Source organism: Nostoc sp. DedSLP03, from assembly GCF_034530815.1.
GTDB lineage: Bacteria > Cyanobacteriota > Cyanobacteriia > Cyanobacteriales > Nostocaceae > Nostoc.
In genome coordinates, this window is record NZ_JAVRCK010000020.1 from 58209 (window position 1) to 74024 (window position 15816).

The following is a 15816-nucleotide window of genomic DNA, read 5'->3' on the forward strand; positions in this document are numbered from 1 at the left end:
AATTGCTAACTGTTTTTAATTGTTTTAACCTGTTACGAATAAACTCACACGCTTGGCTCAGTCTAATGGTGTGTAAATATCTTCCGAGTTAGGATTGAGATAAGGACGCTCTATGTCAAGCCCCAATCGCTCAAAGTGTTGGATGATATATTTGATCCGAGCTTCTTTTGATTCATCACCGTTTTGATGAGCTTCAAGCATTGCATTGGCAACAATTTCGCAGCGGTTTTCTCCAAACTGTTGTTGAAGTCCAAACTTCAGTTCGGAAGCAGGATGTTCGGCTAACCCAATACCCGGTGCGAGTACCTTGGTAAATATGGGAACTTGCTCCCGAAAGTGAGATTTATTTTCTGCATAAATCGTCTGTAAGACTGGTAAAAGAATTTCTTTGTATCGGTAAGACTCGTCTGGATTATAAGGAAACTTGAGAAATCCTGAGTTATACAAACTGTAGTTCAAAGGGTTGTGTAATACCTCGAAGGCGAAGGGAACTTTGACTTCATTCAATTTTGTCGTTAAATATTTCATAGTCCAAACAGCACCTTCTGGACTGAAGTTGAAGTAAACAACTATTCCGCCACTGTGAAATTTCATCGGCGGTAAACCACCTATGCGATCGCCATTTGCTCTATACCTATTTCCATGAATAAAGCTAGAAGGTAACAATACTGCTACTGGATCGTTTACAGTAGCTGATTGCAAAGATAAAGGAAGATGACGTTCTCGCTGGATGTGTAGAATCATACCATCAAACTCTGCGGCAAGGCTACCATCAGCTTCCTGTCTTATGATGCGGTATCCTGGATGAAAAAAACCTCTCCCATCATTGTTTTTGTCCAGTTGTTCATAAAATTCCCAGTCTATTTCTCTCGAATCTATTTCTTGTAGAATTTCTTTGTTTGTCTTAATTCCTGGGCTGATTTCTGTTGTACGCGAACCTTCAAAGTAAATGCTATATATAAATTTTAATAACTGAAAATTTAAATATTTGTATTGAATTGACTGAGGCATTTTTTGCAGTTGTGCCACAGTAGCAGCAGGAGTTTCTATAGGAGGATAGTGAGAATTACTGATGCGAAATTCTGAGAATTCTATTTGAATATTGCCAGCAATATCATGTAAAGTCTCCTGTAAAGTAGGTGGTAATTGCACGATAGTTACTCCCACATTCTATTTAAAAATCTCTTAATTTATTCCTTTATTCCCTGTTTCCAGTTCCCTTAATTTGTTAAATTGACAGAAATTTTTCTGGCTTACAGAGTAATTGTGCAGCAATGAAAAAATATAGTTGCTGATGGCTTAAAGCTATCTCTGGCTGAAGTTGAAATTCTGTAAGGAGTTGATAAATCAAACCAAGTCCAGCAAACTGAATAACTCGCTTGAGAAATTCTGGATAATCTTCTAAAACCTTTGGGTAAGTATTGATATAAGCTTTTGTCATGGCTATAATTGAAGGACGAACGACTTCTAGAGGAATTGTGGCTAGCTGTAGAGATTTTTTAATCTCAATAGCAGGATGCGCGATCGCACTGTTGAGCCAGAATAAAAAATAGCCAAGAATTGCTTTTCCTAAATCGCAAGCTGGATCTCCCCAACTATATACTTCCCAATCAATAATCTTAATTAGGCTTCGATCGGTATTCGGAATTTCCGATACTAACTTCTCCCAATGCTCAGGTATAAAAATCTTATGAAATTGAATATTATTGTGTGTTAAACAGCAGTGACGATGATTAAACACCAACTCTGTAACAATTTGCCTCACAGCTTCAGATTGTTGAAAAATACTAATAAATCTCCAAGAAAGGGCTTGACTCTTATTTAAACTCTCAGGTTCAATCCGGCTGACAAGATATTCAGAAAGATGATCGGGATAAGGCAGTTGGTAGTTAAGTTTAAATTCTTCCAGCTTAGTCAGAAAAGTGTAGCACGCCTGAGAATTCATCGTCTGTGAATGTAGCTTTGCTAAAGTTGTTCCTAGCAATTCTGCAAGCGGAATTGGGAAAGTTACTTGATTTTCATAATAACTTTGTAAGGTAATATAATCATTTTGGCATTTGTATATTAGTATCGAATTACTTTCATCAAAATGTAGGACTTCTGGAGTTAATGATGAGATGTAATCTAAATCTTTGTGAGACTGCAAAAAATTATAAAGCTTCCACTCTTTAGAAATCCCAAAATCGTAATCAATACTTCTGTAATAAGGTAACTGCTTAACAAATAGCTTGTCCTGATTTTCGGTCAACTCGATTACCCAATCAAAAGTCTTGCTATTAACATCAACTTTCAGATAGTCTAAGTCGTCTTTTTGGCATATACCAGCATCAATTAAGTAATCAAATAAGTTTTTATAGTTGAGTTTGATAGCCACAAAAAGTTTCTTTCTTCTTATCAGACGAGTATTTTTTCTGACCTACTGAATTGAATTAAATAAATCATAGAGTGGGCTAATACCCACTCTATATTTAACTAGGCAAAATTAGTTTTACCTGCCAAGTATCAAGCTTTGGATGAGCAATTAAGCTTGAGCACAGAGTAATAGGCTTAGTTCCTTCCCCCGCCGCCACATTCGACTGCACTTAGGTTGCTAAAAGCACCACCGTTTATTTGAACCAATTCACTATCGAGCAGTTCATTCAAGAAGTTTTCAGAATCGGCAAACAAGTCAGTTCCGGCGACTGCAATTTGATTATTTTTAGTATCGCTCATTTGAGTTTTCCTTTTAGTATGTGTTTAATTTATCTTGTAGATAATATTCTGCTTGAGTAATAATGCCTCTCTGCCACATGGAGGAATCTTCATTACAAGTTCAACGGTGTATATATGTCAAAGGAGGTAGGGTTGAGGTAGGAACGCAGTAATTCAACTTTCAAAAGTGAGAATTGCTTGAGAATAGAAGTCATCCGCCCCTCTGGGGAATCATCAAGCGAGTGCCAAGCCTCCAGTAAACCATTGGCAATAATTTGGCAGCGGTTCATCCCAAAGCTTTCTTGTTCTGCAAATTTGCTGTCTGGTTCCTCTGCTAGACCAAGCCCTGGTGCCAAGAACTTGGTGAATAGGGGGACATCTGGGTTAAAATACGCTTTTGTTTGTGCATAGACACTCTCAAGCACCTGCCGGACGGCTTCATAGTTACTCTTCTCGAAATACAGAACTCCTGAGTCATAGCGCCTGTATTCACCTGGATTGTATAGCACTTTAAAAGTAAAGGGAATTGAGATATCGTTCAACTCGCGTGTCAGACTACCCATGACCGCCACCGCACCTTCTGGGCTGAAATTGAAATAAATTCGCACGATTTCTGGCTCGCGGTTTGGATGACTATAACTTCGCGGCCCTGCATTGCCAACTGCCATGTAGAACCCGCTTTGCACAAAATTTTTCGGCATTCGGATAGCCACCAAGTCATCTATAGCGGGATTTTCGGCAAGTTGGAGATGCTTTTCTGGTTTAATATGTAAAGTTAAGCCGCCCTTAGTCACAGCAAAACTACCATCACTTTCTTGCCCCCAATTATTGTGTAGGAGAATGTTGTTGAGTTTGAGGTCATTGTGAGTCAAGCAACAGGGTTGGAAAACATCGGCAAGTTCTTTCATTGCTTGCCTTAAGCTTTCGTATCGCTGATAGAGCTTAAAGAATTTCAGCCCATCTGCGGGAACTACACCAAAAATTTCTGGTTCTATCCGCTCTATACTGCCAATCCAGTTAGGCACATGAGCAGGGCTAAGATTATTAGGTTTTGCCGAGAAGAATTCCTGATAGTCTTGGCGATTGAAAGTAACTCGATGGATAGTGGCGAGGACGGTGGCTAGAGCCTCAACAATTTGAGTTGGAAAAATCTTTTCTTTGCCGTAGAAATCTGCCAAATCCCGATAGTCATCCAAGTAGCTGAAAACAATGATAGAATGTTCCGCCTCAAAATGAAGCACCTCTGGCATCGAAGATCGAAGGTAGCTAAGTTCTGGAAATGTTTGTAAAAATTCTTGAATTCGCCATTCACTCAAAAACTCGCCGGCTGTTTTGCCTTCTTGATTGTGTCGTTCCTGCTTAATCAGTAGTTTCCTACTGTTTGGCAAAGTCAGTAATAAGTTAAAGTTTTTTGCTCTTATCGACTCAACCTGATACAGGGCTGACTCCAACTGAGTAGAGAATCCATGCTCAATTAAATAGTTAAAAATATTTTTATTACTTAATATAAATGGCATAAACTCTCGTCATTCTATGTATCCATCCTGCTGGCTTTGAGGAATTGTCCAACTTCTCCTCTTACACAACTAGATTTATGGGCTGTCTTACAGCGTATCATTTTTACTGATGTATCTAGCCCTATTAGAAGCTAAAGTCAGTAAATCACAAAGTTTTGGAAACCCCCAAGACTCTTACGGGTTCGCCAATAGCTTCAAGTTGGGAACCCGCCTTTCGCGCCTGCCTCACCGCACTGCCTTTCCCAAATTGTTTAAATTTCCACCCTCAATTCGCCAAGGTTTTACCCAAAGCTGTACAAGCAATTCACTATTTGGAAACTATTAGTTTTTGTTAGCACTCGCTGAAACTTCTTCTGAGTGTTCTACTTCAGATGTAAATGTTGATGATTTTGCAACTTCTTCAGGTACAGAAACGATGATATCAGCACCATTGATAATTGCTCCCAATAACCCTAGTTCCGATTCAACCAATTGATCGATAGCTTCACCGAGCATATTCTCTTGCGTATAGTTTGGTCGCGCCACTAGTACGATCCCATCGCTGTAGGGTTGAATTAACAATGGATCATTGGATATGCTGAGGGGACTAGTATCTAAAATGACTAAATCAAATCGCTCGCGGACATCTTCTATCAGCCGTCTCATTTCGCTGGATTCAAGAATAGCAGCGGATTGCCGTACTGGGCCAGGGCTGGGAAGAATGTATAAATTTTCCACATCAGGAACTAAACGAATACATTCACTCAAATTAGCGTAATAACGTAGGGGTTCAATAGTGGCTTCAGGGTCAGGGATTACTTTTAACGATGTACAACGGGAAGGCGATCGCAAATCTGTTTCGATAATTAAGGTTCTTTTACCTGCACGGGCAGAAGCGACACCCAAATTATAAGCACTTGCTGTTTTACCCTCTAGGCTACTGGTGCTAGTAATCAATACTACCTTTAAGTTTTTACCACCAATCCGGCGCATATTACTACGGAATTTCTCATAAAATTCTAAATAAGGAGAATCTTGGGAAAATACTACCGGTACAGCATCTGGCTCTAAATCATCAACTGGCATTAAAGGCAATTCTCCCAACAGTGCCACTTCTCGTTGCTTGAGGCTCTCGCGGATATCCTCCCTGGTTTTGAAAGTCCCTTCCAGCGCTCCTAACAAAAATATCACCCCGCCACCAATCAATACACCTAAGAAACCACCCACAGCAAGGGTAATAGGCACACTCTTCGGAGGTTTGGGATCGACAGTGACTGCGGGGCGTCTGGCAATACTGAGGCTGCTAGTAGTTTCTGCCTCTGCGGTTTTGGCATCGGTTAGCTTCGCCTGCATTTGGTCATAGATAGCTTTTTTGAGTCCAACTTCCTGTTCTAAACGCGATCGTTCTAATTGCTTATTAGGTATTAGAGCATACTCTCGCCGGAGTCGCGCTTCTAGTTGGATTTCTTGAGCTAGTTGTTGTTGTAGTGTCTCCCTTTGGGTTTGTAAAGACACCATTTGGTTTGCCAATTGCTGGCGTGTTGGATCTAAACTGCTTTGAGTCCTAATACCTGCAACGCTACCCTGAAGCGGAGCCGCCGTTCCACCACCACCTAAAACTTCAGCAGCACGTTGTTGTAGTAATTCCTCAGCAGCTTGTTTCTGACGCATTAACTGCACCATTGTTGGATGTTCCGGCCGCAAATCTTTTCTGAGTACAGCGATTTGCGATTCACTTTGATAAATTTGCGCTCGTAAGTTCCCAATAATTGGATCGGCACTCAAAGCAGAAGAAACATAAGCTTGTCCGACTGTTAAGCCTAACTTATTTTGTAAACTGCGAACTTGACCATCAACCCCAGAAATAGTTAATTGAATTTGCCGTTGGAGATTTTGGCTGGCAGTAATGGCGCTTAACAAGCTGCCATTCTCTGCGGCTAAGATTGCTGTTCGCTCGACGCGATCGTACTGTTCCAGCTTCTTTTCAGCAATTTGCAATTCCCGTTTAGCTTGTGGTGTGCGATCGTTAATCTTTTGAATAATTGCTTGTAAGCGCCCAGTATTGATGTCACTACTCAACTTGATCATTGCTTGCATCAATTCTGTCACAACCTGTATGGCTCGTTTGGCGTCACTATCTACATATTTAAGTTCAAAGGTAGAAGATTCTAATTCTCCACTCTTAGCATTTTTTTTAGGTAGAGCAAGAGCAAGACTTGCACCGAGTTGTTTCGGCTTGACACCAACTTTCTCCGCCACACCTGCAATTATCTGGTTTGATAGTAAAACTTCCTCATTTAGTTCCTTCCCTTGCTGTTGGATTTCATTACCCGTTGCAGAGAAAGAAACTGGTGGCCCACTATAAGTAAGTGCCCCAGATGCTATATAGCTAATAGGTGGCTCTGGTTGCATAGCTACCACAGTTGACCCAGCGACAACTAAACCAAAACTAGCTAGTCCAATCCATTTATATTTATCAAAAGCAATCAGATAGCGTTTAACAATTGGTGGGGTCATGGTCGCTTCACTCCAATTCAAAATTTAAAATACAAAATTCAAAATTTAGGAAGCACCAAACAAAGATAGTGGCTTTGATACAAGGACGCTATCAACTTCCTACTGTATATATCGATTGATATCTTTAAGATTTTTCCATTAATAAATTCAAAGATTGGTTGGAGATGTGGCTTCCTACACTTCAAAATATTTTCAGCTTGTATACTTCTTTTAATGTTACTAATTCGATCCACCACCGATGTTGTCAAAAAACCGGAGAAAGGATTGAACATTGAAGAAAGGCTGGGTAATAGTGGTCAGGAAATTAGTAATTCTACCAATGAGGTTCCGACCAACAACAATCACATCGTTATCTTGAAGTGCCACATTTTGAGACGCATCACCGCCTAGAGCTTTTTTAGCATCAAGTTTTTGGGTAATAGCTCTGCCTCGTTCCGAATCAAAGCGAACCAAAGCAATATCTCTCAGATTAGCAGTGTCTAGATTTACACCTCCTAAAGCATCTACAAATGTACTGCCGTTAGGCAGTGCTTGAATGGAAAGACCACCCGCAGCATAGTTTAAAACTCGGACTCTAATCTGTGGTGTGGCCAAGGATGAACGTGCTACTAAATTGCGGTCATAACCATCCTCACTACCAACTTCACGACGGGGCACGAGTATCGCATCTCCATCTTGTAAGCGTAAATTCGGGATTGAACCGCCATTTTGCAGTGCTGCGTATAAGTCAATCGTTTGTGAAATCACAGAACCATCGATTAACTTTCGGCGTACTTGCACTTGTCGCAGGTCTGCATTCAACGTTGAACCACCAGATACTAGCAAAGCATCAGCAACACGGGGTGTTGGTGAATTAATTGGATAAATTCCTGGTCGAAATATTTCCCCGCTAATGGTAACTTGAACTGGTCGCGTTCCTGCCAAGGATACTACCACGATTGGATCTGGGAAAAAGCGACTCAAGCCCAGGCGAATTTTTTCTTGAGCTTCTTCCAAGGTTAAACCTTTTAATGACACCGTTCCCACTTGTGGCACAATGATGTTGCCTTCTGGACTAATTACAGCTTGAAAACTGAGGTCTGGACGCTGCGTTACTAAAGCTAAAACTATGATTGGATCGACGACATAACGATTTAAACCCAAGCGAATTTTTTCTTGAGCTTCTTCTAGGGTTAAACCTTGTAAAGAAACTGTTCCCAATAATGGCACTGCAATATTACCTTCTGGGTTGATTAAAGCTTGAAAGCTTAAATCTGGAAAGCGCTGAACCGAAACGCTAATTCCATCTCCTATGCCTAAACGGTATGGGCCGGGAGGACGCTGAAGCACAACACCAATTGCATCTCCTGGCCCCAAGAGGTAGCGACTTAGTTGCGGAGAAATTTCTTCATTTACACCACTAGGTGCAACTTCATTAACTGGCACAGGCGAGGGGAATAGGTTTGGTGATTGTCCTTGAGACGGAAAAGGCTGGGCGACAACAAGTTGGATAGGTGTTGTTAAGAAAACTCCTACTTGAAGACTGACAAAACACAAGGCGCTGAATCCACGCATATAATAACTAGCATCTATGAACATTGGTGCAGAAAATATTTAGATAGAAATTAGTCGCGCCGAGTGGTTATTTTACTCTAAAAATGCCTTCAATGTCTCTTTTACCTACAAGTATTTACCAAGAAAAAGAGAATAATTTTGCTAAATTTAATTTCTAACTTGATGTTGTTAACATCATTTTAGATGAGTTTCAGCCTGAACACAATTTATAGAGATACTCTTGATAAATCTCTGCGCAAGGGCATCAAAACAGACTCTACAAAGGGCCTGCCATTAATGCAGCTTGAACTGTTTCCCCAATAGACTGGGCTAAAGACCAAGATGTTTCTACCTGCCCCAAAGGTTCCATTGGAATCAGAATGCTCACACCAACCCAAGGAGTGCGTTGTTTGCGCCATTGTGCCAGTTGATCTGCCAAGAACCAGTGAAAAGGTGATGGATTTCCACCGTCTGGCATCGCATACCATTGCAAAACAGCGAAGGTTTGCTGTGGTGTAGAGGCGCGAAAAAACCTAGCTTCTACTTTAGTTTCGACATTAGAAGCCAACTTTGCAGATGGTTTGACTGTAAAATTGGCAGAGCGAGATTGAGCTATATCCCACTTTCCCCAGCGTGACCTTCCCCAGCCATTAACATCTGTCCACTCTACCTCTGGTTGATCCATAGGCCCATTTTGCGGCAACAAAAGCAGGATTGCTTGGGATTCGGAACCTTCTTTTTTAATTACTTGCAAAGACCAATTATGTTCGCCAATTTGCTGTTCTGCTTGTTCAATAGTTTGCCAACCAGGAAGGGTTAACCCAGTCTTGCGGATCTGTTTTAATTCGTGGAGGGTAGGAACAGGGGGCGGTTGTTTCCATTGCCAGTGTCCTGTTAGATATCCGGGAACCCCCGCCATTGCTAGCAGCAGTAGCAATAACAAAAGTGCTGCTACCTGAGTCAATTGGTTTTCCTTGAAAAATTTAGAGAAGGAAATCATCAGTAAAATTTGCAATACTTAGGCAAAATCTTACTTTATAAAATCACATTGTGAGTTCAGTAATATTTAGGACTTACGTATAAGTAATGAAAAATTAAAGGAGTTGGGAGTGAAGAGTGGAGAACAAAAGAGAAGTTGCAGAAAATTTTCTTTAACTTTCTGCCTCTTGCTCAGTTTCTAGAGATGCTGAAAAATAGTTATTAATCCAATTCAGTAAGGGCACTAGTGACACCAGCATACAAGCAGAGTAGAGATCGCCACCCCAACCCTCATGTAGCCATTTAAAAGCCGCTTCTTGACCCGTGCCGTGAAAGAAAGTCAGTAAAGTATTACGAATGATATTGGCAGTAATACTAACGATCGCAGCAAGAGATAAAAACGATATAGTTGTCCGCCGTGAAGACAAAGCATCTGTCCAATAAAGCAGCATTAAGCCCACGTAGAGAGTCGTAAATAACATTTTCAGCCCTGCACAATAGGGAGCAACTTCTACAATCCGTCCTCCCACGTAAAGATTGATCTCATCTACGGTTACTTCCATACCAAATTGATTCAGTATGAAGCCTGCTGTGCCAGCGATGAAGCTTTGCAGAGGCAAAGTATAGGGAGCAATAAGATAGGGTAATGCTGTTGGGGTGGCTAAAAATACTAGTAGTAGGGGAAATCCTTGTAATTGCAAACCTGCTATTCCCTTAAACCACAAGCATAATCCGATTAATATCACGGGCAAGGAAAGGTTAACCCACTCTGTAACACCGCTAAGATAAAAAACTGCCCCTAATAACAATAAAACAGCGCCCAAAGGATTGATGGTATCTGGCAAACGTTTCCACTTTTTCCGGTTCATCCAGCCCAGATAAGCCGCAAATGGTAGGCCAATAATTCCGTGACTGAAATATTCGTGTTCTGTACTGATATTTTTGTGCAGCCAACCATCCAACCAGTGTAGCAATATTGGAGCATAAAGCAGCAGCAAAACGCCTAAAATAGCTATATTTAACAAGCCTGATGCGTTTATATTTTTAACCTGTTGCTGGAGTGCCATGATTTTCAGTATTAGTCATTGGTCATTAGTCATTGGTCATTGGTCATTAGTCATTGGTCATTTGCAAAGGATAAATGAGAAAAGACAAATGACAAAGGACATAGACGCGCCAGGGGCTTCCCGCAGGGTAGGACAAAGGACAAATTAAGTATGAATTAACTTCAGGCTACCACGCTGCCAAGGTTAGCAGGAGATAAATTGTCTGCCTGATAACTTGTTGAGACTGCATTGGCGATCGCTGCTACAACTTCTTTGACTTGGCTACTACTTAAACCAGGATACATCGGTAATGATAATATTTGCTTTGACAACTTCTCTGCTTGGGGAAAATCTCCCAGTTGATAGCCTAAGTTGGTGAATGCTGGCTGGAGATGACAAGGAATTGGATAGTGAATACCAGTTTGTATTCCCGCTGCTGTGAGTTTTTCCTGGAGTTGCTGGCGTTCTATTGGGCAAGAATCATCTACTTTAATCACATAAAGATGATAAACGTGTCCTGTATCACTTTGATTTTTTATAGGAATAATTCCAGTAGTTGCCAAAGGTGCTAGTTCATTATCATACTGCTGGGCAATAGTCAGGCGATCGCGATTCCACTGCGGTAAAGATGGGAGTTTTTTGTGCAAAATTGCTGCTTGCAAAGTATCCAAGCGGCTATTCGTACCTGGTTCAGTATGAAAATACTTTTGCGATGCACCATAATTTCGCAAGCGCACCATCTTCTGGGCCACATCTGAATCTCGTGTCAGCAGCATTCCCCCATCCCCAAATGCTCCCAAATTCTTGCTGGGATAGAAACTAAAAGCTGCTGCTATTCCTACTGAACCAGCATAATATCCGTCTCTTTGGGCCAGATGTGCTTGGGCGGCATCTTCAAAAATTAGGAGTTTGTAGGTATCGGCAAAGTTTATTAGATCGCGTGGTGATACCATCTGACCATAGAGATGCACGGGGATAATTGCTTTAGTCTGAGGCGTAATTGCCTTTGCTGCTTCTCTTAAATCAATTAAAGCAGTTTGGCGATCGCAATCTACTAAAATTGGCTTGGCGCCAGCACGTAGCACCCCAATTAAGGTGGCGACAAAAGTATTTGCGGGTAAAATTACTTCATCGCCAGCACCAATATTACACGCTTGTAATCCCAGAGCGATCGCATCTGTTCCTGATGCCACACCAACTCCATAAACAGTACCAGATACTGCCGCAAATGCTGCTTCAAAATCTGAAAGTGCTTGCCCTAAAATAAAATCTCCCCGTTCCAATACAGATTGGATTGCATCTTGCAATTGCGTTTGAATTGGTTCATGTTGTAACTTTAGGTCTACAAAAGGAACTCTAATAGTCATTTTATTCATTACCAGTCGTCCTCAAAAAATGTTTCCTCACATGGAAAAATAGAAAATCTTATACAATTTTCGGCATGAAATTGTCATAGATTTAATCTATTGGATAAAGGCTTAGATCAATTATTTAATCGATTATGGCTTTCAAAATTACGCCCTCTTAATTTGAGCGCCCGAAGTTGCCATCAGACTTCTCTCAAAATTCAAAAAGTTCAGAAACTGGGCTTTTCAATAATTTGGTAGTTTGCTAATCCGTGGAGAGATGGTTGGCCTATTTAGGTCATCCTGCATTAGGATTATCATCTCTAAGTGCTAGCTGTTATCAGTAAAATGTCTATATTTAATTACACTAACATCTATTTTTTAAGTAAATTTACTTTGAATGTTCTTGTCAAAATTTTCCCTTATATACATAAATAATGACAGCCCCTTTGTATTGTATCCTTAGCATTAGCTTACCCTGACTGAATTCAAATCTAACGCAGTCTGATTGCAAAATCTCAAGCAATAAAGACTACATCAGTGCTAAATAAAGAACATTCAGCACCAGTAACTAGTAACTAGCAGACACCACATCTTGGCTTAATGCAAGGGAGGAAAAATTTTTGCCCTAAATTTGTTTGTCAGAGGCAAAATTAGGGAATGCTTAAAAATAGCAATTGATAACCTAGAAATAGGACTTGGGTCAATTACACGATAGAGAAATTATTAAGGTAGCAGTGGCAATGATCGAGCCTGAAAACAAATTATTTGCCCTAAAGGATGGTTGGGATTCTCATGAATCAAGAGAACAGCAACGCCTCAAAGCTTTGTCCGATTTAGGTTTGCGGCAACCAGAAACGATTCCGGTTTTTGAAGAAGCCACACAGACTGCTGCCCACTTTTTGGAAGCACCAATTTCGATATTGGGATTTGTGGATCAGGAACGCCATTGGTTCAAATCGGCGATCGGCTTATCTAGACTGGGACTAATGAATCATTTGGCACAAAGCCGCCAACTACTACGCCGGGAATCATTTTGCACTCAGGTAGTAGACAACTTTCAAGTATTTGTAATTAATGATACACATAAAATTACCGATCCAGTACTTGCTGGCAGCAAGTTAGTGCAAGATTATGGTATTCGTGCTTACTTAGGAGCGCCATTAATTGATGCTGAGGGAAATTGTTTAGGTGCATTAGCGGTGATGGATTTAGTCCCGCGCAATTTTACAACCCGAGATATTGAGTTTTTACAAATCATTGCTCGTTGGAGCATGAGTGAATTTGAACGTAATAGACTCCTGCAAGGGAAACTCGAATCAAGCGCTGCCAAGAACGTTCCGATATTTTCACTGAATGAGGAACGCAACACTGAAATTAAAATCACTGCATCCACTCAAGATAGCGATTCTGTTTCTACTAAGCAACTGAAGCTAGAACTTTTGAGTCAGCTAACTCAGGAGTTACGCACGCCTTTAACATCTGTACTCGGTATGGCTAGTGTTTTAGGACGTGAGATTTATGGGCCTTTGACGACTAAGCAGAGAGAATATTTAGAAATTATCCAACACAGTGGTCGATATTTACTTTCCTTAGTAAACGAAATTACCGAACTAGGAGCGATGGATGAAAACTCAACTGTATTAAATCTAGCTCCCGTGGATATTGAAATGCTATGCCAACAAGCTATCAATACCCTAGAAGAAGTAGCTAATCGCCGCGAGCAAGATATTCGCCTGTCTATAGAACCGGGACGCAATCGCATTTGGCCTTTAGATAAAGACAAGGTGCGGCAAATGCTTTATCATCTGGTTTTCAGTGTGATTCAACTTTCGGCTACAGGTAGCATTGTTCGCATTCATGTTTCTTACAAAGAAGATACGCTCAACATTACTATTTGGGTTTCCCATCCCTGGTTAGGGGATGGCATAACAGAGGTCGATCCTTACTTCCGTCTCAATTCTTTGTCGCTGCTGGAACTGACAGGTGAGGTAGCAACTTACAATATTCATACAGAAAGACAAGAACAATTAGATACTTTATCAGTAGCAGTGGAAAATTCCAAAAACTTGAGTGATTCCCACTCAAATTTCTTTGCTACTAGTTCAGGTATAAATTTAGCTAAATCACATGGAAGTCTTTCTCGTGAAAGCTTAGGTCTATTACTAAGCTGTCAACTGGCAGAATTACATGGTGGACATATTTTGATTCAAGGTTCACCAGAATCAGGATATCGTTATGTGCTTTCTTTACCACTGCAACTAGCGACTTCCTCACAAGCAATTAGCGATGTCTAATTGTGGGGATAAGGGGAAGGTGGGGTACCAAGAAGGGGATAAGGGGTAATGGAGATTGGGAAAGACGTATTTTCTATCTAGATTTGATTAATTCTCTGTGTGCTTCTGCGCTTACCTATGCCTTTAAATTTCAATCCTCAATTCGCCACTAATTTACATCAAGCTGTACTAAGTATATGAAGAACTATTCTTAACTTCCTATTGGCTGATGGCTAGGAGTAAGAGCGCCATCACGCGATCGGCAATTTCTGTTATTACCTTTTTATAGCTATAGGCATTATGATCGATTCCAAGTTCTGCGTCGGCAGACTAATCGATCGCAATGTTTTTTATGAATTTAGTCTGGCAACGATTTACTCTATCAACTTTACCGCTCAAAGAATATCTTGCTACCAGTTATGTACACCGCTCTCTGGTGGGACTGCTAAGTTCTTGGCGGCAAACTAGCGTCTTGCTTCAATGGGGAGATGCGATCGCAGCGGCTTTACTCAGCTTAATATATGCTTTAGCACCTTTTGCTTCGAGTACATTGGTAGGTTTTTTGCTGGTGGCTTGTGTCGGATTTTGGCTGTTGTTGACTTTATCTGATGAAGTAACACCAGCAAATGTCTCGTCAGTCACTCCCATTCACTTACTGGTATTGCTCTACTGGGGAGTCGCTGCAATCGCAACAGCATTATCACCAGTGAAAAAAGCGGCACTTAACGACTTGGGAACCTTGACCTTGTATTTGCTACTATTTGTCCTTTGTGCCAGGGTATTAAGGTCGCCTCGCCTCCGTTCTTGGATTATCATCCTTTATCTGCACGTATCGTTAATTGTTAGTGTATACGGGTTGCGGCAATGGTTTTTTGGAGCCACAGCACTGGCGACTTGGGTCGATCCAGAATCTCCTATGTCTAAGACTACAAGAGTCTATAGTTATTTAGGCAATCCCAACTTATTAGCTGGATACCTCTTACCAGCAGTAATTTTTAGCTTAGTGGCAATTTTTGCATGGCAAAGCTGGCCTAAAAAAGCTCTTGCATTAACGATGCTAATTGTCAATAGTTCCTGCCTGATTCTGACTTTTAGTCGTGGCGGTTGGATTGGACTAGTGGTGGCAGTTTTAGCTGTGATGGCATTGCTAGTTTTTTGGAAAAGCGTGGAAATGCCTCGTTTTTGGCGTACTTGGTCAATACCGATTGTTTTAGGAGGTTTGATCGGTGTATTGTTGCTAGCAGTGATATTTGTAGAGCCAGTGCGGCTGCGAGTGTTTAGTATTTTTGCCGACCGTAAGGATAGCAGTAATAATTTTCGCCGAAATGTGTGGGATGCTGTATTTGAAATGATTCGCGATCGCCCGATTTTCGGCATTGGGCCTGGTCACAACTCTTTTAATAAAGTTTATCCCCTCTACCAACGTCCTCGTTACACTGCTTTGAGCGCCTATTCGATATTGTTTGAAGTGACTGTAGAAACTGGCTTTGTTGGTTTAGCCTGCTTTCTCTGGCTACTAATTGTCACATTTAATACGGCACTTTTGCAAGTACGACGATTGCGACAAATCAGAAGTGTAGAAGGATTTTGGTTAATCGGAGCGATCGCTACTTTGTTGGGTATGCTAGCTCACGGCACCGTAGATACTGTCTGGTATCGTCCTGAAGTCAATACCCTCTGGTGGCTGATCGTTGCCTTAATTGCCAGCTATTGGACACCTTTAGCTCAAAACCAGACAAATACAACTAACTCAGATCCAGCAACAAACTAATATAAATAAGTTGTCAGTTGTTTACTTACCGAACAATTGACAACTTTTGAATTTTCCATGAATAAACTTTGAATTGTCTAGTACAACACGGTGTAAATAAACCACCATTCAAAATCAATGAAACGCTTACGCTGTATTAATTTTGAATTTTGAATTTTGAAT

The 15816-nt window shown here is 40.9% G+C and carries 11 protein-coding genes; 2 read left to right on the forward strand and 9 right to left on the reverse strand.

Annotated elements, in window-relative coordinates; translation table 11 throughout:
- Window positions 1-57: 57 nt before the first annotated feature.
- The 9 genes from RM368_RS12320 to RM368_RS12360 form a co-directional block, all read right to left on the reverse strand.
- A complete protein-coding gene (locus RM368_RS12320) occupies window positions 58-1152 on the reverse strand; it encodes a T3SS effector HopA1 family protein (protein ID WP_322694314.1) in 1095 nt (364 codons plus the stop codon).
- A 76-nt stretch (window positions 1153-1228) separates the two neighbouring features.
- Window positions 1229-2374 carry a hypothetical protein gene (locus RM368_RS12325; protein WP_322694315.1) on the reverse strand — a complete coding sequence of 382 codons (1146 nt, stop codon included), beginning with the start codon at window positions 2372-2374 and terminating at the stop codon, window positions 1229-1231.
- Between the two features lie 173 nt (window positions 2375-2547).
- Window positions 2548-2712 (reverse strand): hypothetical protein, encoded by a 165-nt coding sequence (locus tag RM368_RS12330; RefSeq protein WP_322694316.1) that lies wholly within the window; start codon window positions 2710-2712, stop codon window positions 2548-2550.
- A gap of 92 nt (window positions 2713-2804) precedes the next feature.
- Window positions 2805-4208, reverse strand: a complete 1404-nt coding sequence (locus RM368_RS12335; RefSeq protein WP_322694317.1) for a T3SS effector HopA1 family protein — start codon at window positions 4206-4208, stop codon at window positions 2805-2807.
- 321 nt (window positions 4209-4529) lie between these two features.
- On the reverse strand, window positions 4530-6704 hold the full coding sequence (locus tag RM368_RS12340) for a polysaccharide biosynthesis tyrosine autokinase (RefSeq protein WP_322694318.1): 2175 nt from the start codon (window positions 6702-6704) through the stop codon (window positions 4530-4532).
- 219 nt (window positions 6705-6923) lie between these two features.
- Entirely contained in the window at window positions 6924-8282 is a 1359-nt protein-coding gene (locus RM368_RS12345) for a polysaccharide biosynthesis/export family protein (RefSeq protein ID WP_322694319.1), read from the reverse strand.
- 232 nt (window positions 8283-8514) lie between these two features.
- The gene (locus RM368_RS12350; RefSeq protein WP_322694320.1) at window positions 8515-9237 is read right to left on the reverse strand and encodes a cyanoexosortase B system-associated protein; all 723 of its coding nucleotides are present in this window, start codon (window positions 9235-9237) and stop codon (window positions 8515-8517) included.
- 151 nt (window positions 9238-9388) lie between these two features.
- Complete coding sequence (gene crtB, locus RM368_RS12355; RefSeq protein ID WP_322694321.1) at window positions 9389-10282, reverse strand: cyanoexosortase B; 894 nt, start codon at window positions 10280-10282, stop codon at window positions 9389-9391.
- A 161-nt stretch (window positions 10283-10443) separates the two neighbouring features.
- Window positions 10444-11628 carry a DegT/DnrJ/EryC1/StrS aminotransferase family protein gene (locus RM368_RS12360; protein WP_322694322.1) on the reverse strand — a complete coding sequence of 395 codons (1185 nt, stop codon included), beginning with the start codon at window positions 11626-11628 and terminating at the stop codon, window positions 10444-10446.
- Between the two features lie 722 nt (window positions 11629-12350).
- Between RM368_RS12360 and RM368_RS12365 the strand changes: the two genes are divergently transcribed.
- Together RM368_RS12365 and RM368_RS12370 are read left to right on the forward strand one after the other, a co-directional pair.
- Complete coding sequence (locus tag RM368_RS12365) at window positions 12351-13904, forward strand: GAF domain-containing sensor histidine kinase (protein ID WP_322694351.1); 1554 nt, start codon at window positions 12351-12353, stop codon at window positions 13902-13904.
- A 331-nt stretch (window positions 13905-14235) separates the two neighbouring features.
- Window positions 14236-15654 carry an IctB family putative bicarbonate transporter gene (locus RM368_RS12370; RefSeq protein WP_322694323.1) on the forward strand — a complete coding sequence of 473 codons (1419 nt, stop codon included), beginning with the start codon at window positions 14236-14238 and terminating at the stop codon, window positions 15652-15654.
- The last annotated feature ends 162 nt before the right edge of the window (window positions 15655-15816 follow it).

Excerpts from the sequence above, each read along its gene's own strand:
- RM368_RS12330 (WP_322694316.1), bottom strand. The coding sequence starts at position 2,712 with ATGAGCGATACTAAAAATAATCAAATTGCAGTCGCCGGAACTGACTTG.
- RM368_RS12335 (WP_322694317.1), bottom strand. The coding sequence starts at position 4,208 with ATGCCATTTATATTAAGTAATAAAAATATTTTTAACTATTTAATTGAG.
- RM368_RS12340 (WP_322694318.1), bottom strand. The coding sequence starts at position 6,704 with ATGACCCCACCAATTGTTAAACGCTATCTGATTGCTTTTGATAAATAT.
- RM368_RS12345 (WP_322694319.1), bottom strand. The coding sequence starts at position 8,282 with ATGTTCATAGATGCTAGTTATTATATGCGTGGATTCAGCGCCTTGTGT.
- RM368_RS12350 (WP_322694320.1), bottom strand. The coding sequence starts at position 9,237 with ATGATTTCCTTCTCTAAATTTTTCAAGGAAAACCAATTGACTCAGGTA.
- crtB (WP_322694321.1), bottom strand. The coding sequence starts at position 10,282 with ATGGCACTCCAGCAACAGGTTAAAAATATAAACGCATCAGGCTTGTTA.
- RM368_RS12360 (WP_322694322.1), bottom strand. The coding sequence starts at position 11,628 with ATGACTATTAGAGTTCCTTTTGTAGACCTAAAGTTACAACATGAACCA.
- RM368_RS12365 (WP_322694351.1), top strand. The coding sequence starts at position 12,351 with ATGATCGAGCCTGAAAACAAATTATTTGCCCTAAAGGATGGTTGGGAT.
- RM368_RS12370 (WP_322694323.1), top strand. The coding sequence starts at position 14,236 with ATGAATTTAGTCTGGCAACGATTTACTCTATCAACTTTACCGCTCAAA.